Below are 21,494 nucleotides of genomic sequence, written 5' to 3' on the forward strand. Positions count from 1 at the left end.
GTTCAGCACGACTCGGTCGCGCGTGCGCGCGCTGTCCGTGGCCGGCATGGCGGCCGTCATCGCGGGTGTCGGAGCGGTGACCTTCAATGCATCGGCCGCTGAGGTCGCGGCGCCGGCCGCCGTCGGCCCGGACGCACGAGCCGTCTCCATCCCGTCCATCCCACCGGAGATCAAGCCGCCGGACGGCTCCCGCCCGGTCGGCGCCTACATCGTCACCAGCGGCACCCAGAACTACACCTGTGTCGTCCCGACCGGCGCCACGGTCGGCGGCTACACCGGCAAGTCGACTCCCGAGGCGCAGCTGCTCGGCACCGGCGGCCGGCTGCACCACTTCGCCGGGCCGAGCTGGCAGTCGCTGCGCGACAACTCGCTGGTCACGGCGACGCCGACCAAGTCGTTGCCGAAGGACGGCACGATTGCCGAGCTGCTGCTGCAGGTGCAGACCCACAGCGGCAAGGGCGTGCTCTCCAAGGCCGACTGGATCAACCGGCTCTACACCTCGGGCGGCGCGGCCCCGGCCGGCACGTGCACGGCCGGCCAGACCGTGAACGTGCCGTACAAGGCCGTCTACGTCTTCTGGGACGACCCGGCCGTGCCGGCTGTCTAAGCTTTTCGCAGCCAGAACCGCAGATCGTCGTCGGTGAAGACCCGGTCGTCCGGGCCGGGCTCACCGGCGGCGAAGGCGGTCGCCAGCACCTCGTCGGCGACCAGCGCGGCGTGCTCGGCCAGCGCTCGCGCCGTCTCGGAGTCGTCCGTCGCGTAGTGCAGGACGATCCGGTCGGCGACCTCGAGGCCGCTGGCCTTGCGCGCCTCCTGGATCTGCCGGATCGCCTCGCGGGCACGGCCGGCCCGGAGCAGCTCCGGCGTCAGCTCCAGATCGAGCGCGAGCGTGTGGCCGGCCTCGGAGGCCACGGCCCACCCGGCGCGCGGCGTCTCGGTGATGACCACCTCGTCGGGCCCGAGCGTGATCGTCTCGCCGTCGACGGTCAGCGACGCGGCGCCGCTTTCCCGCAGCGATCCGGCGAGGACGCCGGCATCGGCCGCCGCGATCGCGCGGGCCACCTCCTGCACCCGCTTGCCGAAGCGCTTCCCGAGCGTCCGGAAGTTCGCCTTGGCCGAGGTGTCGACCAGCGAACCGGCCAGCGGCGCCACCTCGCCGACGTTGAGCTCGGCCGCGATCTCGGCCAGCAGGTCGGCGGGCAGGTCGGCGGACGAGGCGAGGGCCCGGGACAGCGGCTGGCGCACCTTCATGCCCGACTCGGCGCGCGCGGCCCGGCCCAGCTCGACCAGCCGCCGGGTGACGGCCATCCGCGCCGACAGGCCGGGGTCGCGGCGGGACGCGTCGGGCTCCGGGAACGACGCCAGATGCACCGACGGCGGCGCCTCGGGGTCGACCGGAACGACCAGGTCCTGCCAGACCCGCTCGGCGACGAACGGCGTCATCGGCGCCATCAGCAGCGTCACCGTGCGCAGCGCCTCGTGCAGGGTGGCGAGCGCGGCCGGGTCGCCGCGCCAGAACCGCCGCCGGCTGCGTCGCACGTACCAGTTGGAGAGGTCGTCGACGAAGCCCGCGAGCAGCCGGCCGGTCTCCTGGGTGTCGAAGTTCGCCAGCGCGGCGTCGACCTTGGTGACCAGGTCGGCGAGCTCGGACAGCACCCAGCGGTCGAGCACCGGCCGGTCGGCCGGCGCCGGGTCGGCCGCCGACGGGACCCAGCCCGCGGTGCGGCCGTAGAGGGCCTGGAACGCGACGGTGTTCCAGTAGGTCAGCAGGATCTTGCGGACGACCTCCTGCAGGGCGGTGTGCCCGACCCGGCGCGCGGACCAGGGCGACCCGACCGCGGCCATGAACCAGCGGACCGCGTCGGCGCCGTGCGTGTCCATCAGCGGGATCGGCTCGAGGATGTTGCCGAGGTGCTTGGACATCTTGCGGCCGTCCTCGGCGAGGATGTGGCCGAGGCAGACGACGGTCTCGTACGACGAGCGGTCGAAGACCAGCGTGCTCACGGCCATCAGCGTGTAGAACCAGCCGCGGGTCTGGTCGATCGCCTCCGAGATGAACTGCGCCGGGAAGCGCTTCTCGAAGAGATCCTTGTTCTTGTACGGGTAGCCGAACTGCGCGAACGGCATCGAGCCCGAGTCGTACCAGGCGTCGATGACCTCCTCGACCCGCGTGCTCTCGGCGCCGCAGGACGGGCAGTCGAACGTGACCTCGTCGATGAACGGCCGGTGCGGATCGAGCCCGGACAGGTCCCGGCCGGTCAGGTCGCCGAGCTCGCCGAGCGAGCCGACGCAGGTCAGGTGCCCGTCGGCGCACCGCCAGATCGGCAGCGGCGTTCCCCAGTACCGGTTCCGCGACAGGGCCCAGTCGACGTTGTTGACCAGCCAGTCCCCGTAACGGCCGTGCTTGACGTTCTCGGGCTGCCAGGTGGTCTTCTCGTTCTCGCGCAGCAGGTCGTCCCGCACGACGGTGGTGCGCACGTACCAGGACGGCTGGGCGTAGTAGATGAGCGCGGTGTGGCAGCGCCAGCAGTGCGGGTACTGGTGCTCGTAGGGATCGAGACGGAACAGCAGCCCGGTCCGCCGCAGCTCCGCCACCAGCGGCTCGTTGGCCGTACGGAAAAAGAGCCCGCCGACCAGCGGCACCTCGGCCTCGAAGGTCCCGTCCCGCCGCACCGGGTTTACCATCGGCAAGCCGTAGGCGCGGCAGTTGACCAGGTCCTCCGCGCCGAACGCGGGCGACTGATGCACGAGACCGGTGCCGCTGTCGGTGGTGACGTAGCCGGCCAGGATCACGTAGTGCGCCCCCGGCACCTCGACCAGGTCGAACGGCGGCCGGTAGGTCCAGCGCTCCATCTCGCGGCCGGCGAACGACTCCCCCGTGCTGGTGAATCCCTCCGGCACGAGGGCGGAGGCGACCACGATCTGCTCGGTGCCGTCGGTGGCGACGACATAGGTGACGTCGGGGTTGACGGCCACCGCCGTGTTCGAGACCAGCGTCCACGGCGTCGTCGTCCAGACCAGCAAGGACGCGCGCCCGGCCAGCGGGCCACCGGTGAGCGGGAAACGGACGTAGACCGCCGGGTCGACGTCGGTCTCGTAGCCCTGGGCCAGCTCGTGATCGGACAGCGTCGTCTGGTCGCGCGGGCACCACGGCGCGACCCGGAAGTCCTCGACCAGCAGACCCTTGTCGAAGATCTGCTTGAGCGACCACCACACCGACTCGATGTAGTCGGGGTCCATCGTCCGGTACGCGTCGCCGAGGTCGACCCAGTAGCCCATCCGCTCGGTGAGCTCGGCGAACGCGTCGGTGTGCCGGGTCACGGACGCCCGGCACCGCTCGTTGAACGCGGCTATCCCGTACGCCTCGACGTCCTTCTTGCCGTTGAAGCCCAGCTCCTTCTCGACCGCGAGCTCCACGGGGAGGCCATGGCAGTCCCAGCCCGCCTTGCGCTCGACGTGGAAGCCCTTCATCGTGCGGTAGCGCGGGAACACGTCCTTGAAGACGCGGGCCTCGATGTGGTGGGCGCCGGGCATGCCGTTCGCCGTCGGCGGTCCCTCGTAGAAGACCCACTCCGGGCGGCCGCGGGACTGCTCGAGGCTGCGCTCGAAGATCGCGTTGTCGCGCCAGAACGCGAGGACTTCGTGATCGACCTTGGGCAGGTCGACCTGGGCCGGCACCGGGCGATACATGATCTCTCCTCTGTCGACGCTGATGCTGCCAACAGAGGGACGAGGCCACGTGCGCCCCGCGGTACCACCCTCCTTGACCGTGCGTTGGCCACGGCCCACTCATTCGAATACGCACGGGCTCCGGGGGTGATCTTCGCGCCGCGCACGCCCCCGGGCTTCCACCATCCCCGGGTCTCTCTCGGCTGCGTGCGGCGTTACTCGTCCCCGTCAACGCCCTGCGCGGGACATGCTACTCCGGGACCGACGCAGGGCGCCTCGGGATTACCGGCCCGCATCACCGGCCCGCTTCACCGGCCCGCGAGTTGATCGCCGAGGCTGGTGCGCTGGTACAGCAGGCGGCGGCCGGCCCGCGCACCGGCGATCAGGCCGGCGTCGCGCAGCGTGGTGAGGTGGTGCGAGGCGGTCGCGGCGGCCAGGCCGAGCCGGGTGGCGACATCGCCGGTGCTGCTCGGGGCGGCGAGCAGGGTCAGCACGGCGGCGCGGGTCGGGCCGAGCAGGGCGGACAGGGCGTCGGGCGGGGCCGGCGACCAGACGTTGCCGAAGCCGCGCGGGGCGTACCAGAGGGAGCGCCCGGCGGCGGCATGGGGCATCGCGTAGACCTCGGCGCCGGCGAACGAGGTCGGCAGCAGGGTGAGGTCGTGACCGTCGAGGGTCCATTCGCCGCTCTTGTGCGGGTAGCGGATCTCGAGGGCGGCGCCGTCCCAGTTCAGGCGCGGGTGCAGGTCGTCGAGCAGCGTGCGCGGGCTGTGCTCGGCGGCGGACCGGACGCGGGTGGCGATCTCGGCGTCGGCCGCGGCCCGCAGTCCCGGCCAGAGGGGCGCGATCGCGGCCGCGAAATAGTCCCGGATCTCGGCGACCAGCGTGGCCAGGCCCGAGCGCGGGTCGCCGGCGAAGCGGTCGATCTCGGGCGGCGGGTTGTGGCCGGCCCAGCCCGCGCCGACCTGCTCGGCGACGAGGTCGAGGGGCGTGGCGGCGATCGCCGACAGCTCATCCTCCAGGCGGGGGCGGGCACGGGACGGAATCGGCGTGAGGAAGTCGGGCGCGTAGCCGCGCGGGCCAAGGACGATATGCCGAAAAGTCGGACCTGACGCGGCCAGCGCCCGGGCGCGCCACGGCGCCGCCGACCACGGCACCGAGGGGCCACGCAGGGCGAAGGCGCTCGCGACGAGCTCGGCCATCGGCGAGTGCGCGAAGCGCAGGCCGGCCAGGTCGGCGGCGCCGAACTCCCATCGGATCACCCGACCATTCGAGCACGGTCGAACGGCTCGGACCACCGCCCGGGCGGCCCTAGCGTGGCGCCATGGAACACACCCACCTCGGCCGCACCGGCCTGACCGTGAGCCGGCTCTGCCTCGGCACCATGAACTTCGCCTGGCAGATCGGCGAGCGGGAGAGCCACGCGATCCTCGACCGCGCCCTCGGCGACGGCATCAACTTCGTCGACACGGCCAACATGTACGGCCGCGAGACCGGCGACGGGATGAGCGAGCGGTTCATCGGCTCCTGGCTCGACAAGTCCGGCCGGAGGGACGAAGTCGTGCTGGCGACCAAGGTCTACGCGCCGATGAGCGACCGGCCCAACGATCGCGGCCTGTCGGCGCGCAACATCATCGCCTCCTGCGAGGCGTCACTGCGCCGGTTGCGTACGGACTGGATCGATCTTTTCCAGATGCACCACGTGGACCGCGCAACCGGATGGGACGAGATCTGGCAGGCGATGGAGACGCTCACGGTCCAGGGCAAGATCCGGTACGCCGGGTCGTCGAACTTCGCCGGCTGGCACCTGGCCTCCGCGCAGTCCGCCGCCGACCGCCGGCACTACCTCGGCCTCGTCTCCGAGCAGTGCCGGTACAACCTGCTCACGCGGCACGCCGAGCTCGAGGTGCTGCCCGCGGCGGCCGCCCTCGGGATCGGCATCCTGCCCTACTCCCCGCTGCACTTCGGCGCCCTCTCCGGCGCCCTGCGCAAGCAGCGCGAGGGCGTGCCCGGCCGGACGGTGCTGCACGCGCCCGACCGGGTCGAGCCGCACCGGCCGGCGATCGAGCGCTACGAGCGGTTCTGCGCCGACCTGGGCCGCGAGCCGGCCGAGGTGGCGATCGGCTGGCTGCTCGCGCGCCCCGAGGTCACCGCCCCGATCCTGGGCGCGCGCACCCCCGAGCAGCTCGACGCGCCGCTCGCGGCGCTGGCGTCGCCGCTGTCGGACGAGACGCTCAGCGTTCTCGACGAGATCTTCCCGCCGATCGGCAAGGGCGGCCCGTCCCCCGAGGCGTGGGCCTGGTGAGGCCTCAGCAGAAGCCGTCGCCGCCGTAGTAGAACGTCCGGGCGCTCGGCACGTTGATCGAGTACGCGTCACCGGCCGTCTCGGGGCTCACGAACACCTTCGGCGCCACGGCCGGCCCGCTCACGTACGCGATGCTGGCGATGAAGGCGGGCCGCGGGCTGCCGGTCGCCCCCGCCGCGCCCTTCGAGCCGTTGACGCCCATGGTCGTGCACGGCTGCGTCGTCCCGGCCGCGACCTCGCCGAACGCCTGGACGTTGTCGGTCTCGGTGAAGTCGGCCGGGATGTCGGCCCCGGTCCACTCCGACGACGGGAAGTAGCCGATGAACGCGCCGTCGTACTTGACCCACCAGGCGCCGCCCTTGGGCGAGTTGGCGTCGTACTGGATCCCGAACTGCTTGGCCGTCCCGACCGGCAGCGCGGCGCCGGCCTTGATCTTCGCGTCCGAGTACTCGACCCAGCCGCAGCCGTTGTAGCAGCCCGGCTTGCCGTTGACCCAGCGGTAGACGAACAGGTGCGGCAGCCCGTCTTTGTACATCGAGTTGTCGACGGTCCAGCCGACCTCGACGATCTGCCGGCCGTTGTCGCTGTGCTTGATCGCGGCCAGCTCGGCGAGCGAGTGCGTGTCCGCCTTGTCGACCGTCGGGTTGGTGATCCACATCGTCGCGAACAGGCCCGCGGTCGCCGCGTCGTGGTAGGCGGTGTTGTAGAAGAAGCACGTGTTCGGGCAGTCCTCGGCCGCGGCGGCGGTGAGGGCCTTGGTCCGCGTGCGGGCGGTCGACGAGACACCGGGGCCGGTCGGCGGGGCGCCCTTCTCGGCGAACGTGCCGACGGTCGCCGTGTCCTCGGAGGTCGCGGCCGGCGGCACCGACAGGCCGGGAACCGTCTCCGCCTGGGCCACCGACGGACCGGCGATCAGGGCGGCCGCCGTCGCCACCGCGGCGGAGGCGGCGAGCAGCGTGAACCGGACGCCGTGCAGACGAGTTGCCACTCTTGTGTCCCTCCCGAGGCCGTGATCAATCGAGGAGTCTAAACGCTTTGATCCACGATGGACACGGTCCGGACGGACCGCCGTCAACTCGGCCGAAAGTGCCGGTCTCCTCCGATCAGGGGATGGTGAAAGCAAACGTGTACGGCTTGTCGATCGGGACGCTGCCGGCGCCGGTGCTGCTCACGTGCGCGACCGTGCCGTCGTAGGAGCCGGGCGGCAGCGGCTCGGTCGGGGTCCAGAGCAGGGTGCCGGGCTGCGGCTCGGTGACGGTGCCGGCGACCGTGCCGAACACGCTGCTGACCTCGACGGCGCCCGCGAACGACCCGGTGGGGTCGCCGGTCGGCTCGACGTCGCGCTGGAACTTGACCGTCACCGACGCGGCCGACGTCGTCGTCGAGACCACGAGCGGGTCGCGCCAGTACTGGATCGCGAGGTGGTCGTCCGGCACGCCGGGCACGCCCCACTGGGTGGACGTGTCGTCGACCAGCATCTTCTGCGTGATGCCGCCGTCGACCACCACGTCGCGGTTGGTCGTGCCGACGATCGAGCCCCAGTCCTCCACCGTCTCCCAGGTGCCGCGGGTGTATTTGTACTGGATGTCGGTGCCGTCCAGCACGGTGATCGTGGCTTCCCAGATGCCGTTGCCGCGGTTGGTCATCGCCTGCTTGTGCGGGTCCCAGGGGCCGAGCTGGTCAATGTTGCCGGGCACGTACAGCGTCGCGTCGGGCGGCGTGCCCGGCGGCGCGAGCACGCGGAAGGTCACCGCGACCGGGCGGATGGGCACGGTGAGCGAGGCGGGCACGCTGGTCGCGCTTCCGTCGGGGTTGCGGTAGGCGACCCGGGCGATCACATTGGCCGTACGGGGTGAAGCACCGCTCGGCGTGACGTCGTAGGTGACCGTGAAGGTCGCCCCGGCCGCCAGCGTGGACCTGGTCGTGCTGGTCTTCGGCGTGATCACCCAGCCGTCGGGCGTCGCGACGCTCGCCGCCACGTCGCGGATCGTGCCCGGTCCGGCGTTGCGGACGGTCGTCACGAGCCGGCTGGTGGCCCCGGACTGCAGCCCGTCCGGCGCCTCGAACGTGACGTCGACGGCCGGCTGCTGGGCGACCGTGAGCGGGTCGCCGTCGTGGGTGACGGTCACGGCCCGGCCGCTCGCGGTCGGCGGGAGGGCCACGGTGAGCAGGTGCTTCTTCGGGTCGTAGGCGAACGCGGCCCGATGCCCGCCGACGGTGACCGTGTGCGGACGGCTCACCCCGGCGAACGCGACCGTGTAGGTGCGGGTGGTGGGCGCGCCGGGATAGCCGCCGGCGACCGGCCCGACGGTGACCGACTTGGTGCGGCCCTCGCTGTAGCGCACCGGGATGGTGGCGGACTGCCCGGAGCGGTAGCCGAGCCCGTCGCCCGCGTCCTGGTAGACGCTGGTCGCGCCGCTCGCGTGCGGGTAGACGGTGAGCGTCAGCTTGTCCTTGGGCCGGCCGGCCACATTGGTGCCGGCGGGCGCGGTCGCCTGGGCCACGATGCCGCCCGCGCGCACGTAGACGGGCATGTGGTCGGGCGTGGCGCCGACCGTGCGGGTGGCCGGGCCGCGGAAGGTGGCGCCGGTGAAGAAGTCGGTCCACGTGCCGGGCGGGAACCACACCGCGGCAGTGGTGCTCAACCCGGGCGTGGTGACGGGCGCGACCAGCAGGTTGTCGCCGAGCAGGTATTGCGTGTCGTGCTGGTACGCCTCGTTCACCTCCGGCCACTCGAGGTAGAGCGCCCGGGCCATCGGCATGCCCGTGTCGTAGCTCTGCCGGGCCGCGGTGTAGAGGTAGGGCACCAGCGACTCGCGCAGCCGCAGGAAGTCGGCGGCCGGGCCGTTCACCGCGTCGGAGTACTCCCACGGCAGCCGGTCGCCGTGGTCGGAGTGCAGCCGCAGGATCGGCTGGAACGCGCCGAGCTGCACCCAGCGCAGGTAGAGGTCGTCGGGCAGGTGCTTGCCGGCGAAGCTGCCGATGTCGTGGCTGACGTAGGACTCGCCGATGCTGCCCTCGGCCGGGGTCATCTTCGCGGCGAAGGCCAGCGTCGGCCAGTCGGGCCGGGTGTCGCCGGTGAAGTGGACGGTGCTGCGGTGCTCGGCCCACGGGCCGGACGGGCCGGGCGTGGTGTACGCCGGGAACGCCGCTCCGATCCGGGCCAGCGAGAAGCCGCGCTGCCCGCGGGCGTCGCCGTCCCGCTTGTACAGCTCGTTGACCCAGCTGTCGGCGGTCACGCCCGGGGTGCTGACCACGCTGTCGTCGCAGCAGTAGTCGAGCCACCATTGGCGTACGCCCTGGTCCTCGAAGGGATCGTGGAGCGCCTCGTAGGCCGCCGCCTGGTCGGCGTCGCCCCAGTCGAACCGGTACGGGTTCGGCGCGAAGCTGCTGGTGGCGGGGACGAGCTTGTCCTTGGCGATGGCCTGCGCGGCGGCGAACCGGGGATCGTCACCGCTGATCGCCGCATGCACGTTCAGCGTCGCGTTGATGCCCTGTTTCTTCAGGTCGGCCAGGAACGCGTCGGGGTCGGGGAACAGGCTCGGGTTCCAGTTCCAGCCGGCCCACTGGTTCGGCGCCTTCCAGTCGGTGTCCATCACCAGCGAGTCCAGCGCGACCTTGTTGTCCTTGAAGGCGGGCAGCAGCTGGTTGCGGTAGTCGGCGGTGCTGTACGCCTGGTATTTCGAGAACCAGGTGCCGAAGGCCCACTCCGGCGGCAGCAGCGAGGGGCCGGTCAGCGTACGGAGATCGGCGAGGCCCCGCTTGTAGTCGTGGCCGTAGCCGAAGAGGTAGCCGTCCTGGTAGGCGCCGGTGTGCGCGGCCCGCGGGGTCAGCCAGTCGTCGCCGGTGCGCAGCGCGGTGGCGGTGTCGTCCAGCAGATACCACCCGGAGCGGTTGAGCATGCCGGGGTGCAGGGTGAGCTGGTCGACCGGGCCGGCCTGGCCGGCGTAGTAGTCGAGACCGCGGTACCACCCGCCGAGGGAGTCGTCGCGGGCCGGCGCGCCGAACGCGGGGTGCACGCTGGTGCGGCGGCCGGCGACGGTGAGGTCGAGCGTGGTGTTCGCCGCGGTGACCTCGCCGCTGCCGAGGCGGTGGTGGAGGGTGACGGCGCTGGTCTCGACGCGCAGCTCGCCGCCGGTCGTCGAGGCGCGGAACCAGGTGCGGCCGGGCGCGCGGTCGACCGCGTTGAACGTCGCGCGGTCCTCGAAGGTGTCGGACGCCGAGTACTCCAGGCGCAGCAGCGTGGAGCTCAGCACCTGCACGCGCAGGTGCCCGGCGTGGACGGTCTGACCCTGGACGCGGCAGGCCGGCGCGGCGAGTGCCGCGCCCGGCGTGACGACCAGGCCGAAGAGCACCGCCAACAGGGCGGCGACCCGCTTGACCATGACGACCCCCGATCGCGTTGCTGTCCCGTCACACAGTGGAGTCTCCCCCGGGGGGAGAGTCAATAGCAGCGCGTCAATATGGGCCGAACGCCCGGGTCCACGGGAGGGCTGTGCCCGTGGACCCGGGCGTTACGGGTGTTTTCAGTTGGAGACGGTGGCGAGGCGGTTCTTCAGGCCGAGGCCGTAGTTGGTGGCCGTGCCGTCGTGGTTGCTGATCAGCGACGGCCCGGTCGAGCAGTCCCAGGTGTTCCAGGTCCAGCCCAGGTAGCCGATGGCGTGCGCGTCGGCCCAGTCCATCAGCCCGTCCACGAAACCGTGGGCGCAGTCGTTCTCGCCGATCTCGGTCAGCGTCACCGGCACCTGCTGGGCGGTGGTCGCGATCTGGCTGTCCCAGCAGGACGTGTTCGCGCAGGTGTTGAAGTTGTAGATGTGCGCGAAGGCGGCCAGGTTGTTCAGCGAGTCGGTGGGCTTGTACGTCAACCACTGGCTCAGGTTGTTCGAGTACGCGAGGCCGCCGATCATGATGACGTTGGTGGCGCCGGTCGCGCGTACGGTGTTCACCAGGGTTTGGAATCCCGCCACCTGATAGGTGATGCCGTTGCAGGTGCCGCCGTCGCGCCAGCACTTCCAGCCCGAGGTGTCGTCGCCGGTGGCGCGCTCCGGGTACGGCTCGTTGAACAGGTCGAGGACGACCGCGTCGTTGCCCTTGAACGCGTTCGCCACCCCGGTCCAGAAGGACGGGGCGTACTGCGCGTCGGGCATCGGCTTCTGGCAGGTCGCCTTCACGTCACTGCACCCCGACGAGTTGCCGGTGTAGAGGCCGTAGTTCCAGTGCATCTCCACGATCGGCGTGATCCCGTTCTGGACGAGCAGGTTCACGTACGCCTTGACCTGATTCTGATAAGCGGTTCCCCCGTACGCCGCCGGCACATCCGCGGTGCCGAGCCAGCACTCCTCGTTGAGCGGCACCCGCACCGCCCGGATCTTCCACGACCGCATCGCGTTGATCGAGGTCTGGTCCATCGGGCCGTCCCAGAAGCCGTTGCCCTGGATGCAGGCGAACTCGCCGCCGGAGCGGTTGACGCCGTAGAGCTTGACGGTGGCGCCGGTGCTCTTGTTGACCAGCTTGTTGCCGGCGACCTTGATCGCCGGAGCCGCGCCGGTCGGCGGGGGCGGGCTCGTGGTCGGCGACGTGGGCGGGGTGGTCGGCGGCGTGGTGGTCGGCGGCGTGGTGGTCGTGCTGCCGGTGCAGGCCACGCCGTTGAGGGTGAAGGCGGTGGGCACCGGGTTGCTGCCGCTCCACGAGCCGATGAAGCCGGCCGAGGTGGTGGCGTTCGTGCCGAGCGCGCCGTTCCAGGCCTCGTTGGTGACGGTGACGTGGGCGCCGGACTGGGCGAACTTGCCGCCCCAGCCCTGGGTGACCTTCTGCGCCGCGTTCGGGAAGTCGAAGCCGAGCGACCAGGTGGAGACGGCGTCACCGAGGTTGGTCAGGGCGATGTCGCCCTGGAAGCCACCGGGCCAGGAGCCGGTGATCTTGTAGGTGACGGAACAGCCGGCGGAGGCCGCGGACGCCGGGGACAACGTCACGGCCAGCGCCCCGGCGGCGACCGTTAATACGGCCGCGGCCAGGGACAATGAGCGAGGTCTCATGGGAAGCCAATCGACGGGGATGATTTTGGGAGCGCTCCCAGATTCGGCCACCCACGACATCGTTGTCAAGAGCCCGGCATTCCTGTCGTACCCCCGGTCTAGGTTTCCCGGCATGACTGACTCGGTGTTCTCCGGCCTCGCTTATGACGTGCGCGGTGCGGGCCCCGCCGTGGGCTACTCGCACGGCATCTTCTTCAGCCGCCGGGCCGAGGACGCGATCGACCTGGTCGACTGGGCACCGCTGCTGGCCACGCACCGGCTCGTCCGATACGACGCGCGCGGCCACGGCTCGTCCACCGGCGCCGCCGACCCCGCGCTCTACGAGTGGCCGCGCCTGGCCGACGACCTGATCGCCCTGGCCGACCAGGTGCGCGACGGCCGCCCGATCGACTGGATGGGCCAGTCGATGGGCACCGGCACGCTGCTGCACGCCGCGACCCGCTCCCCCGAGCGCTTCCGCCGCCTGGTCCTGATGATCCCGCCCACCACCGCCGAGACCCGCGTGGCGGCGAGACAGATGTATCGCGACAGCGCCGACTTCGTCGAGAAACGCGGCAAGGAGGCATGGCTCAAGGGCATGCAGCAGTTCGCGGTCCCCGAGATCTTCGCCGACGTGCCCACCTACCGCTACGACGCCGACATCAACGCTGACGTGCTCCCCGCCGTGCTCCGCGGCGCCGCCGCCACCGACCTGCCCCCGGCGGGCGCGATCGCCGCCCTGCCGCACCCCACGCTGATCCTGGCCTGGGAGTCCGACCCGGTCCACCCGGTGTCCACCTCGGAATACCTGCTCGCGACGCTGCCCGACGCCCGCCTGCACGTGTCCGCGACCGCGGCCGACGTGCGCAGTTGGCCGGCCCGCGCGGCCGAGTTCCTGAGCGCGTAGGCCGCCGCGGCGCGAGCGGGCGAGTCCGACGTGAGCGGACGGGGCACGGGCCGGGCGCGAGCCAACGCGGCGCCGCCGCCGGGCGAGGTCAGCACGGGCAGGTGAGCCGGCGCCAGCCAGCGCGGTGCAGCGCGGGTGGGGGTGAGCGCGGGCGGGCGCGTGTGCCAGCCAGCGTGGCGCGGGCCAGCGTGGCGCGGGCCAGCGTGGCGCGGGCCAGCGTGGCGCGGGCCAGCGTGGCGCGGGCCAGCGTGGCGCGGGCCAGCGTGGCGCGGGCGGGGTCTGTTCGGCCGGGCGAGGTCGGCGCGGGCGGGGTCGGCGCGAGCCAACGCGGCGCGACGTGAGCGGGCGCGACGTGAGCGGGCGCGACGTGAGCGGGCGCGGCGTGAGCGGGCGCGACGTGAGCGGGCGCGACGTGAGCGGGCGCGACGTGAGCGGGCGCGACGTGAGCGGGCGCGACGTGAGCGGGCGCGGCGTGAGCGGGCGCCGGCCGGCGCGAGCCAAGAGACGCGGGTGTTGTGCGGGGTCAGCACGGGCGGGCTGGTGCGGACATCGGCCCGACCGTCCGACCCGGATGGTGGTACATGGCTGTACCACCCGGCCCCGGCGTGCGGTTACGGTTCGCAGCATGACGCCACGAGCGAGCACCGACCCGGCCGTCGGGGAACGGATCCGGGCGCGGCGGCTGTTGCGGGGCTGGAGCGTGCGGTTTGCCGCGAGCCGGGCCGGGGTCTCGCACGCCACCTGGAGCCGGATCGAACGGGGGCTTCAGGCGGCGGACAACCGGTTCACGCTGGCCGGCATCGCGGCGGCGCTGGAGTGCTCCCCGGGCGACCTGGCCGAAGGGGCGACGCCGGGCGGTGACCGGGCCGCGGCGGCGGCGCTCGCGGGGGTGCACGGGATCCGGCGCGCCCTGGTCGACATCGACCTGGCCGAGCCGGCTACCCGGGAGGCGCCGGCGGTCGGGGAACTGGCGCGCACGCTCGCTCTCGTCGACACGCTGCGGCAGGAGTGCGACTATGCCGGCGCCGCCGGTCTGCTGCCCGATCTGCTGCGTGACCTGCACACCGAGACCGCGGGGCCGGCGCGGATGGCGGCGTTGCGGATGCTCTGCGACGCGACCTTCATCGCGTCCTCGGTGCTGCGCAACCTCGGCCATCCGGCGGACGCCTGGCTGGGGGCCGAACGCTGCCGGGACGCGGCCGAGGCGACCGATGACCCCGTGCTGCGAGGGTACGCGGCCTACGCGATGGCCAACGCCGCCAACGCCTGCGGGTCGTTCCAGCGTGGGCTCACCCTGGCCGAGCGGGCGGCGGACGATCTCCAGCGGCACGCCCACCGGGCCGGCGGTGCGGAGACGCTGGGTGCGTTGCAGCTGATTTGCGCGTACGCGAGCCAGGGCCGCAAACGCCTCGATGACAGCCGTGCGTGGCTGTCCGAGGCCGATGCGCTCGCCCGCCGCACCGGCGAGACCTCCGCCATGGGCATGTACTTCGGCCCCACCAACGTCGCCATCTGGCGGATCAGCATCGAGGTCGACGAGGGCGACCCGGGCCGCGCCGCCGAGGTCGCCCGCCGCACCAACCCGGCCGCGCTGCCGGTCGGCTTCCGGCAGGTCTTCTACTACGCCGACACGGCCCGCGCGCTGGCCCGCGTGCCCGGCCACGACCGCGAGGCCGTGCGTTTCCTGCTCACCGCCGAGCGCCGCGCACCCCAGCACGTCCACACCTCGGACGAGGTCTGGCAGACCGTCCGCATCCTGCTGGACCGCTCCCACCGCCGCACCGGCGGCACCGAGCTGCGTGGCCTCTGTGAACGCATGCGGGTGGCCGGCTAGCCGTCGCGCCCCTGGTACCAGGGCGCATTCATCCGGCCGGTGATCCAGGAGCGGAGATAGTCCGTCTGCCCGCGGGTCTCCCGATACCCGGCCAGAATGCTCGCGAGCCCGGTGACCACCCCGAACAGGCCGAAGGCGGCCAGCGCCGAGGCGGGACCGGCCGCCGCTCCGACGATGGCGAGCACCACGCCCGTCACCAGCACGCCGGCGAAAGCGCCGAGCAGGCAGCAGGTCAGCGCCCGGAAAGCCGGGTCCCAGCCCAGGACGCCGACGAACGTGCAACCGGACTCCGACGGCACGAGCCGGCCCCGCAGGATCGGCCGCCACAAGTTCCGGCCGTTCAGCTTCGCCGGCGCCTGCCGGATGACGTCACCGGACAGCCAGCCCCGGGCCACCTCGATCGGCATCGGCGACGACAGCACGATGCGTTCGCCACGCCGGGCCGCGCGGAGGTCGGTCAGCCACGCGGGCATGTCGCGATCAAGCGCGGGCCACCCCGCCGTAGACCGAGACCTGCGCGTCCGACGGCTGCGGATCGGTGGGCTCGCCCAGGTCGGGCCGCCACTCGGGGAGGATCCGCACGCCGGGGTCGACCAGCTCCAAGCCGGTGAAGAAACGCTCGATCTCCGGCTTGGACCGGACCTTCATGGTCACGCCCTGCCGGCGGTAGATCTCCGCCACCTGCGCCCACGCCTCGGGCCGGAAGTCGCCGGTCAGGTGGGACAGCGCCAGGTAGCTGCCGGGTGGCAGCGCGGCCAGCAGACGCGAGACGATCGTCCACGGGTCGTGCTCGTCGCCCACGAAGTGCAGGATCGCGATGAGCAGCAGGCCGACCGGGCGGTTCAGGTCGAGCGTCTCGGTCAGCGCCGCGGAGCCGAGGATCGAGTCGACGTCGCGCAGGTCGGCGTCGATGTAGTTGGTGGTGCCCTCGGGATGGCTGGTCAGCAGCGCGCGGGCGTGGGCCAGCACGATCGGGTCGTTGTCCACATAGACGATCCGTGCGCGCGGGTTGATGCCCTGCGCGACATGGTGGACGTTGGGCGCGCTCGGGATGCCGGTGCCGATGTCGAGGAACTGGTCGATGCCCTGCTCGGCCAGGAACCGTACGGCCCGGCGCAGGAACAACCGGTTCTCCCGCGGCGGGATGCGGCTGTCGGGGTTGGCCTGCAGGCCCTTGGCCGCCGCCTCGCGGTCGGCGGCGAAGTTGTCCTTGCCGCCGAGCAGGTAGTCGTAGACCCGCGCCGGATGTGGACGGTCGGTGTGCAGGTCGACGCGGTTTCCGAGCTCGTGCTCCGCCATGTCGCGGATCTTAGAGATCGCGGAAGGCGCCGTAAAGGCCGGTGCACCGCCCCCGTGGCGGTGCACCGGCGTCAATCAGCGCAGCGGCGGGTTGGCCAGCTGCACGAGTTCCAGGGCCTGCTGCGGGAACCACGCGCCGGCGGCCGGGTCGGCGGTGCCGCCGCGGGCCGGGTCGACTCCCGTGCCGGTGCCGCGGTCGCACTGGCCGTCGGACTGGCCGGGCGTCTTGACCCACAGGAACGCGTCGGCCAGCGGGTCGCCGGTCCGGGTGGTCGGGCGCAGGCCCAGGCCACGGTCCGGCGGGTTGCACCAGGTCTGCGCGTCGGGCCAGGTGTTGCCGGCGGGCGCCGTCCACGGTCCCTGCCCGTTGCGGCTGGTGTCCACGACGAAGTGGGCGAGCCGGTGCGGCGAGACGTTGCCGACGTTGGCGTCGTACCAGGCGTCGCTGAGCCCCCAGGTGCTGAAGTCGCCGGGGCTCGCCGGGTAGTACTGGCTGGCGCACCGCTCGAAGTGGCCGCGGTTGTCGGCCGATCCCTCGGTGCCGTAGTAGACGCACTTCGAGATCCAGTTGCCGAACTTCAGCTGCCGCTCGGTGGTCTCGTAGTTCGACACGTTGAGGAAGAACCCGTCGGCCTTGCCCACGCCCGCCTTGACCAGGCGGTCCGCGATGTCACCCGTACCGAGCCAGGCGCTGTGGGTGCCGTCGAGGTAGACGCTGGTGTGCGGCAGCTTGCCGAAGCGGTCGACCGCGTAGTTGAGCATCGCGAACCGGTCAGCGGCGGCGGTGGCCTTGTCGGCCTCGGCCGGCTGGCACCACTCCTGGCTGCCGTTGATGGTGGTGTACCAGGGGATGATGCCGAGGCCGTCGGGCTCGAGCATGATGGCGGCGGTCGAGCCGCCGATGCCGGCGGCGAAGTCGTCGATCCACTGCTTGTAGGCCGCCACCGAGGTGGCGCCGCCCGCCGAGTACTGCGAGCAGTCGCGGAACGGGATGTTGTAGGCGACGAAGACCGGCGTCTTGCGCTGGGCGGCGGCTTTCGAGGCTTCGGTACGGACGGACTTCGTCAGCGACTTGCCGCTGCCGCCCGTGACCCAGACCGCCTGCGGGGTCGCGACCATGGTGGCGACCTGGCGCGCCAGCCCCCACTGGCCGGTGGCGGCGAGGTGGACGATCTGCTGGACGGCGCCGGGGTCGGGCTTCGGCGTGTAGAAGCGCGTGCCGTCCGGGATGGACGCGTTCGCGGGCGACGGTGAGACGGCCACGGTCACCGCGATGGCGGCGGCCGCGGCGGCGAGACGTGCCGGGAAGGATAAGGCCACGGTGGACTCCTGATCGGTGGGGAACGGTGGGAGCGTTCCCATTCTTGATCGAGCCTCGGTGCCGGATAGCCGCAAGTCAATCGGACGGACGGATTAGCGCGACTCCGGTCTCGGCCAGGCGCCGCAATTCCGGGTCATCTGCGTCCACATCGGTCACGATTCCGGCCACCTCGGTCAGCGGCAGCACGGCGAACGGCGACGCGGCCCCGATCTTCTCGGCGCTGGCCAGCACGTAGGTCTCGGCGGCCCGGGCGGCGAGGAGGCGTTTCATGGCGGCCTCGTCCGGGTCGCCGGTGGTCAGGCCGGCGCGGTGATGGACGCCGGTGACGCCGAGCAGGAACAGGTCGGCGCTCACGGTGGCGGCGGCCGCGGCGGTCGCGGCGCCGGAGGCCACGCCGGAGTGTTTGAACAGGCGCCCGCCGAGGATGAACACGTCGGCGGCCGGGTGGCCGATCAGCGCGGCGGCGACCGTCGGGCTGTGCGTGACGATCGTGGCCGAGAGGTCGGGCGGGAGCGCCGCGGCGACGGCCAGCGCGGTGGTGCCGCCGTCGAGCAGCACCGTGCTGCCGGGGTGGATCAGGGAGGCGGCGACGGCGGCCACCCGGCGCTTGCTCTCGGTCGCCACCGACGCGCGGGTGGCCAGGTCGGCCGCGGCCGGGGCGGACGGCAGCGCGCCGCCGTAGACGCGCTGGCACAGGCCGGCGGCGGCGAGGTCGCGCAGGTCGCGGCGGATGCTGTCCTCGGCCACGCCGATCTCGGCGGCGATGTCCTTGGCGACGACCTTCCCCGACGACCGCAGGCGGGACAGCAGAAAGTCGCGCCGTTCGGCGGCCAGCATGCGTACTTCTCCTTGTTGTTGTCGACTGTTGCGTGTTTTGCAGTGTACGGTCGCCGACATGACAACACCAGGGATCGACGTGCCCGACGCCCGGGGCCGCACCGGGCTCGACCTCGTGGGCCGCGATCTGACCGGCAACCCGGATGTCGTGGTCCGCGAGGTCGAGCTGATCGCCGCCGCCTGGCACGTGCTGCGCCGCACCACGTTCGACTACCGGCACGCCGACGGCCGCTGGACCACCGAGCAGCGCGAGACCTACGACCGCGGCGACGGCGCGACGATCCTGCTCTACGACCCCGACCGGCGCACGGTGCTGCTCACGCGGCAGTTTCGCTTTCCCGTGTACGTGAACGGGCACCCCGACGGCATGCTCCTGGAGAATGCCGCCGGGCTGCTGGACGACGACGCCCCGGCCGACGCGATCCGTCGCGAGGCGGCCGAGGAGCTGGGCGTCGACGTCGGCGAGCTGGAGAGCGTCTTCGACGTGTGGATGAGCCCCGGCTCGGTGACCGAGCGCCTGCACTTCTACGCGGCGCCCTACACCCCGGCCAGCCGCACCGGCGACGGCGGCGGCGTGGCCGACGAGGGCGAGGACATCGAGGCCGTCGAGCTGCCGTTCGACGAGGCCCTGGCCGGGACGGTCGACGGCCGGATAGCCGACGCGAAGACCATCATGCTGCTGCAGTGGGCGGCCCTGCACGGACCGTTCAGTTGCCCGCGCTCTCGTAGCGGCGCAGACCACGCCGGAAGATGAGCGCGGCCAGGCCGGCACAGTACGCGGCCACCAGCGGCGTCAGCAGGCCCACCCACTTCGATTGGCCGCTGTCCAGCACGTACGCGATGGGAAAGAAGCTGATGAAGGCGAACGGCAACGCCAGACCCAGCACCGCCTTCAGCGCGATCGGGTAGATCGAGAGCGGGAACCGGGCCAGGTCGCCCACCTGGTGCAGCGCGAACGCGAACATCGGCGACGGGCTGGCCAGCCAGAACGACGCCGCGTTGGTGGCCAGGTTGATCGACACCTTGATGACCACGGCACTGGCCAGCAGCAGCACGCCCAGCACCGCCCGCCACGGAGACCAGGCGATCGCGGAGTGGGCCAGGCCGGCGCCGATCATGAGGCCGCCGACCAGGATGTTGCTCAGCCCGTTGATGCCGACCGCCGCGCTGCTCGACTGCAACGCCACCGGGTACGGCCGGACCAGGTAGTAGTCGAGGTCGCCGCGGTTGATCTGCCAGGACAGCGACCACATGCCGTCGAAGAACAGCGAGCCGACGCCCTCGGCCAGCGCGACCGCGCCGAACATCATCACCACCGACCAGAACGTCCAGCCGTTGAGCACCGGGACCTTCGCGAACAGGGCCGCCAGGAAGACGACGTTCACGACCTGCATCAGCACGGTGGCGGCGGCCAGGATCAGGAAGTCGGCCTCGTACTCCAGGAGGGACCGGAAGTGGGCGCCCAGCAGACGCAGGTAGAGGCGTGCCGTACGCAAGTCATCCTCCGTTGATCGTGAGACGCCGCACGGCCGCACGCCAGATCAGGCGCGCGCCGAACCAGAGAGCCAGAACCCAGCCGAGCTGCACCGCGACGAGCACGAGCCCCCGCGGCACGTCGACCTGGCCCAGGAAGATCAGGGCGGGCGTCGAGGTGAGCCCGGCGAACGGGGACCACTGCGCGGCCGACGCCAGCCATCCGGGCAGGTAGACCAGCGGGATGAGCGCGCCGGAGAACAGGTTCACCACCGCGATGCGCGCCCACTGCACCCCCATGAAGTTCTGCGTCCAGAAACAGGCCAGCGTGCTGACATAGACGATCAAGAATTTCAGGGGTACGAGTAACAGCATGCTCAGCGCGAAGAGGGCGAGCGCCGATCCGGCCGGCACGTCCACGCCGCCCACGATCGCCAGGGTGACGCTCCCGACCAGGACGATCAGAAGCACCTCGATCCACAGACCGCCGAGCGCCTCGGCGAACCGGGCCTTCTGGTAGTCGATCGGCTTGGCCAGGTCGAGCGCGACGTCCCCGTCCAGGATCCGGAACGCCATCCGGAAGTCGCCCAGCACCGAGATGACCGTGCCGGCCGCGAACGCCACCAGCAGGTACGCCCGCATCTGGGGCCAGGTGAAGCCGTTCACCGACGGCGACTCGGCCAGGACCACCCGCCACACCGCCAGCAGCGCGATGAGCTGCATGAGCACGGCGCCCATGCCGAGCACCAGGTTGAGCCGGTAGGTCAGCACCGCCCGCGCGGTCGCCCGGGCCAGGGCGCGGTACGCCCTCATCGGCCTCATCGGTCTCATCGGTCGAGCACCAGCTCGCCCGAGTACACCCGGCGGATCACGTCCTCGATGCTCGGCTCGTCGACCCGGAAGTCGACCAGCTCGGTCAGCCCGGCCATCGCGGTGACCGCCTGCCCGGCGGTCATGGTGAACCGGTCGAAGCGCACCGCGTACCGGCTCTCGCCCTCCTCGACGGTGACCTGGGCGCCCGGCAGCGCCGCCCGCAGCCGCTCCACCGGCGCCGGCGACGCGGTCTCGACGTGCAGGATCCGCTCGCGGGCGAACCGGTCCTTCACCGCCTCGAGGTCGCCGTCGAAGATGATCCGGCCCTCGTCGATGATCACCAGGCGGCGGCAGAAGCCCTCGATGTCGGCCAGGTCGTGGCTGGTCAGCATCACGGTCGTGCCCTCGTCGCGGACCGCGCGAAAGAACTCCCGGACCCGGTCCTTCACGGCCAGATCGAGCCCGATGGTCGGCTCGTCGAGGTAGACCACCTGCGGGGCGTGCACCAGCGCCGCCGCCAGATCGGCCCGCATCCGCTGACCCAGCGACAGCTTGCGGCCGATCACCGGCAGGATCTCGCCGAGCTCGAGCACGTCGTCGAAGCGGGCCAGCCGCTTGCGGTACGTGCCATGATCGATGCCGTAGATGTCGCGCAGCACCGCCAGCGACTCGGCCACCGGCAGGTCCCACCACAGCTGCGTGCGCTGCCCGAAGAGGACGCCGATCTTGTGAGCCACCGCGTTCCGGTCGCGTTGCGGGTGCAGGCCGTCGATGCGGACCTCGCCCTCGGTCGGCACCAGGATGCCGCTGAGCAGCTTGACCGTGGTCGACTTGCCGGCGCCGTTGGGCCCGACGTAGGCCACCGCCTCGCCCGCCTCGATGGACAGATCGACGTGATCGACCGCGACCTTGTCCTGGAAGCGGCGGGCGAACAGATGCTTGACCGCTCCGCCCAGGCCGGGGCCCTTGTCCGCCCGCCGGAACACTTTCGTGAGTGATCGCGCTTCGACGATCGCCATGTGTAG

The 21,494-nt window shown here is 71.9% G+C and carries 17 protein-coding genes; 5 read left to right on the forward strand and 12 right to left on the reverse strand.

Going from position 1 to position 21,494, the window contains the following annotated elements:
- The first annotated feature begins 22 nt into the window (after window positions 1-22).
- A complete protein-coding gene (locus ACZ6TB_RS46250) occupies window positions 23-607 on the forward strand; it encodes a DUF3455 domain-containing protein (RefSeq protein ID WP_465567405.1) in 585 nt (194 codons plus the stop codon).
- Here the strand turns inward: ACZ6TB_RS46250 and ileS are convergent.
- Both ileS and ACZ6TB_RS46260 read right to left on the reverse strand, forming a co-directional pair.
- On the reverse strand, window positions 604-3,690 hold the full coding sequence (gene ileS / locus ACZ6TB_RS46255; protein ID WP_465567408.1) for an isoleucine--tRNA ligase: 3,087 nt from the start codon (window positions 3,688-3,690) through the stop codon (window positions 604-606). The genes ACZ6TB_RS46250 and ileS overlap by 4 nt on opposite strands.
- A gap of 287 nt (window positions 3,691-3,977) precedes the next feature.
- On the reverse strand, window positions 3,978-4,928 hold the full coding sequence (locus ACZ6TB_RS46260; RefSeq protein WP_465567411.1) for an ArsR/SmtB family transcription factor: 951 nt from the start codon (window positions 4,926-4,928) through the stop codon (window positions 3,978-3,980).
- A gap of 62 nt (window positions 4,929-4,990) precedes the next feature.
- Here ACZ6TB_RS46260 and ACZ6TB_RS46265 point away from each other — a divergent pair, with 62 nt between their 5' ends.
- The gene (locus tag ACZ6TB_RS46265; RefSeq protein WP_465567414.1) at window positions 4,991-5,971 is read left to right on the forward strand and encodes an aldo/keto reductase; all 981 of its coding nucleotides are present in this window, start codon (window positions 4,991-4,993) and stop codon (window positions 5,969-5,971) included.
- Between the two features lie 4 nt (window positions 5,972-5,975).
- On the opposite strand, the gene ACZ6TB_RS46270 is transcribed toward ACZ6TB_RS46265, so the two are convergent.
- The 3 genes from ACZ6TB_RS46270 to ACZ6TB_RS46280 all read right to left on the reverse strand — a co-directional run bounded on the left by ACZ6TB_RS46270 (window position 5,976) and on the right by ACZ6TB_RS46280 (window position 12,006).
- Window positions 5,976-6,959 carry a neprosin family prolyl endopeptidase gene (locus ACZ6TB_RS46270; RefSeq protein WP_465567417.1) on the reverse strand — a complete coding sequence of 328 codons (984 nt, stop codon included), beginning with the start codon at window positions 6,957-6,959 and terminating at the stop codon, window positions 5,976-5,978.
- Between the two features lie 115 nt (window positions 6,960-7,074).
- A complete protein-coding gene (locus ACZ6TB_RS46275; RefSeq protein WP_465567420.1) occupies window positions 7,075-10,356 on the reverse strand; it encodes a TIM-barrel domain-containing protein in 3,282 nt (1,093 codons plus the stop codon).
- Between the two features lie 141 nt (window positions 10,357-10,497).
- Window positions 10,498-12,006 carry a cellulase family glycosylhydrolase gene (locus ACZ6TB_RS46280; RefSeq protein ID WP_465567422.1) on the reverse strand — a complete coding sequence of 503 codons (1,509 nt, stop codon included), beginning with the start codon at window positions 12,004-12,006 and terminating at the stop codon, window positions 10,498-10,500.
- A gap of 112 nt (window positions 12,007-12,118) precedes the next feature.
- Here ACZ6TB_RS46280 and ACZ6TB_RS46285 point away from each other — a divergent pair, with 112 nt between their 5' ends.
- Entirely contained in the window at window positions 12,119-12,892 is a 774-nt protein-coding gene (locus ACZ6TB_RS46285) for an alpha/beta fold hydrolase (protein WP_465567425.1), read from the forward strand.
- Window positions 12,893-13,517: 625 nt separating this feature from the next.
- A complete protein-coding gene (locus ACZ6TB_RS46290; RefSeq protein WP_465567426.1) occupies window positions 13,518-14,726 on the forward strand; it encodes a helix-turn-helix domain-containing protein in 1,209 nt (402 codons plus the stop codon).
- Here the strand turns inward: ACZ6TB_RS46290 and ACZ6TB_RS46295 are convergent.
- From ACZ6TB_RS46295 to ACZ6TB_RS46310, 4 genes are all read right to left on the reverse strand, one after another.
- A complete protein-coding gene (locus ACZ6TB_RS46295) occupies window positions 14,723-15,199 on the reverse strand; it encodes a hypothetical protein (RefSeq protein ID WP_465567429.1) in 477 nt (158 codons plus the stop codon). The genes ACZ6TB_RS46290 and ACZ6TB_RS46295 overlap by 4 nt on opposite strands.
- 7 nt (window positions 15,200-15,206) lie before the next feature.
- Window positions 15,207-16,025 carry an SAM-dependent methyltransferase gene (locus ACZ6TB_RS46300; RefSeq protein WP_465567432.1) on the reverse strand — a complete coding sequence of 273 codons (819 nt, stop codon included), beginning with the start codon at window positions 16,023-16,025 and terminating at the stop codon, window positions 15,207-15,209.
- 75 nt (window positions 16,026-16,100) lie between these two features.
- Complete coding sequence (locus tag ACZ6TB_RS46305; protein WP_465567434.1) at window positions 16,101-17,345, reverse strand: glycoside hydrolase family 6 protein; 1,245 nt, start codon at window positions 17,343-17,345, stop codon at window positions 16,101-16,103.
- 76 nt (window positions 17,346-17,421) lie between these two features.
- Window positions 17,422-18,183 (reverse strand): DeoR/GlpR family DNA-binding transcription regulator, encoded by a 762-nt coding sequence (locus ACZ6TB_RS46310; protein ID WP_465567437.1) that lies wholly within the window; start codon window positions 18,181-18,183, stop codon window positions 17,422-17,424.
- A 58-nt stretch (window positions 18,184-18,241) separates the two neighbouring features.
- Between ACZ6TB_RS46310 and ACZ6TB_RS46315 the strand changes: the two genes are divergently transcribed.
- The gene (locus tag ACZ6TB_RS46315; RefSeq protein ID WP_465567440.1) at window positions 18,242-18,937 is read left to right on the forward strand and encodes an NUDIX domain-containing protein; all 696 of its coding nucleotides are present in this window, start codon (window positions 18,242-18,244) and stop codon (window positions 18,935-18,937) included.
- Here the strand turns inward: ACZ6TB_RS46315 and ACZ6TB_RS46320 are convergent.
- Genes ACZ6TB_RS46320 through ACZ6TB_RS46330 form a run of 3 tightly spaced genes read right to left on the reverse strand, consistent with a single transcriptional unit; the run spans window position 18,891 to window position 21,488 of the window.
- Window positions 18,891-19,679, reverse strand: a complete 789-nt coding sequence (locus tag ACZ6TB_RS46320) for an ABC transporter permease (RefSeq protein ID WP_465567443.1) — start codon at window positions 19,677-19,679, stop codon at window positions 18,891-18,893. The genes ACZ6TB_RS46315 and ACZ6TB_RS46320 overlap by 47 nt on opposite strands.
- Before the next feature lies 1 nt (window position 19,680).
- Entirely contained in the window at window positions 19,681-20,469 is a 789-nt protein-coding gene (locus tag ACZ6TB_RS46325; RefSeq protein WP_465567446.1) for an ABC transporter permease, read from the reverse strand.
- Window positions 20,470-20,483: 14 nt separating this feature from the next.
- Window positions 20,484-21,488 carry an ABC transporter ATP-binding protein gene (locus tag ACZ6TB_RS46330; protein WP_465567449.1) on the reverse strand — a complete coding sequence of 335 codons (1,005 nt, stop codon included), beginning with the start codon at window positions 21,486-21,488 and terminating at the stop codon, window positions 20,484-20,486.
- Window positions 21,489-21,494 lie beyond the last annotated feature (6 nt).

Source organism: Actinoplanes sp. NPDC051537 (assembly GCF_055586105.1).

Coding starts and splice junctions, on each gene's coding strand:
- ACZ6TB_RS46315 (WP_465567440.1), top strand. CDS start 18,242: ATGACAACACCAGGGATCGACGTGCCCGACGCCCGGGGCCGCACCGGG.
- ACZ6TB_RS46265 (WP_465567414.1), top strand. CDS start 4,991: ATGGAACACACCCACCTCGGCCGCACCGGCCTGACCGTGAGCCGGCTC.
- ACZ6TB_RS46330 (WP_465567449.1), bottom strand. CDS start 21,488: ATGGCGATCGTCGAAGCGCGATCACTCACGAAAGTGTTCCGGCGGGCG.
- ileS (WP_465567408.1), bottom strand. CDS start 3,690: ATGTATCGCCCGGTGCCGGCCCAGGTCGACCTGCCCAAGGTCGATCAC.
- ACZ6TB_RS46285 (WP_465567425.1), top strand. CDS start 12,119: ATGACTGACTCGGTGTTCTCCGGCCTCGCTTATGACGTGCGCGGTGCG.
- ACZ6TB_RS46280 (WP_465567422.1), bottom strand. CDS start 12,006: ATGAGACCTCGCTCATTGTCCCTGGCCGCGGCCGTATTAACGGTCGCC.
- ACZ6TB_RS46325 (WP_465567446.1), bottom strand. CDS start 20,469: ATGAGGGCGTACCGCGCCCTGGCCCGGGCGACCGCGCGGGCGGTGCTG.
- ACZ6TB_RS46290 (WP_465567426.1), top strand. CDS start 13,518: ATGACGCCACGAGCGAGCACCGACCCGGCCGTCGGGGAACGGATCCGG.
- ACZ6TB_RS46275 (WP_465567420.1), bottom strand. CDS start 10,356: ATGGTCAAGCGGGTCGCCGCCCTGTTGGCGGTGCTCTTCGGCCTGGTC.
- ACZ6TB_RS46295 (WP_465567429.1), bottom strand. CDS start 15,199: ATGCCCGCGTGGCTGACCGACCTCCGCGCGGCCCGGCGTGGCGAACGC.
- ACZ6TB_RS46300 (WP_465567432.1), bottom strand. CDS start 16,025: ATGGCGGAGCACGAGCTCGGAAACCGCGTCGACCTGCACACCGACCGT.
- ACZ6TB_RS46310 (WP_465567437.1), bottom strand. CDS start 18,183: ATGCTGGCCGCCGAACGGCGCGACTTTCTGCTGTCCCGCCTGCGGTCG.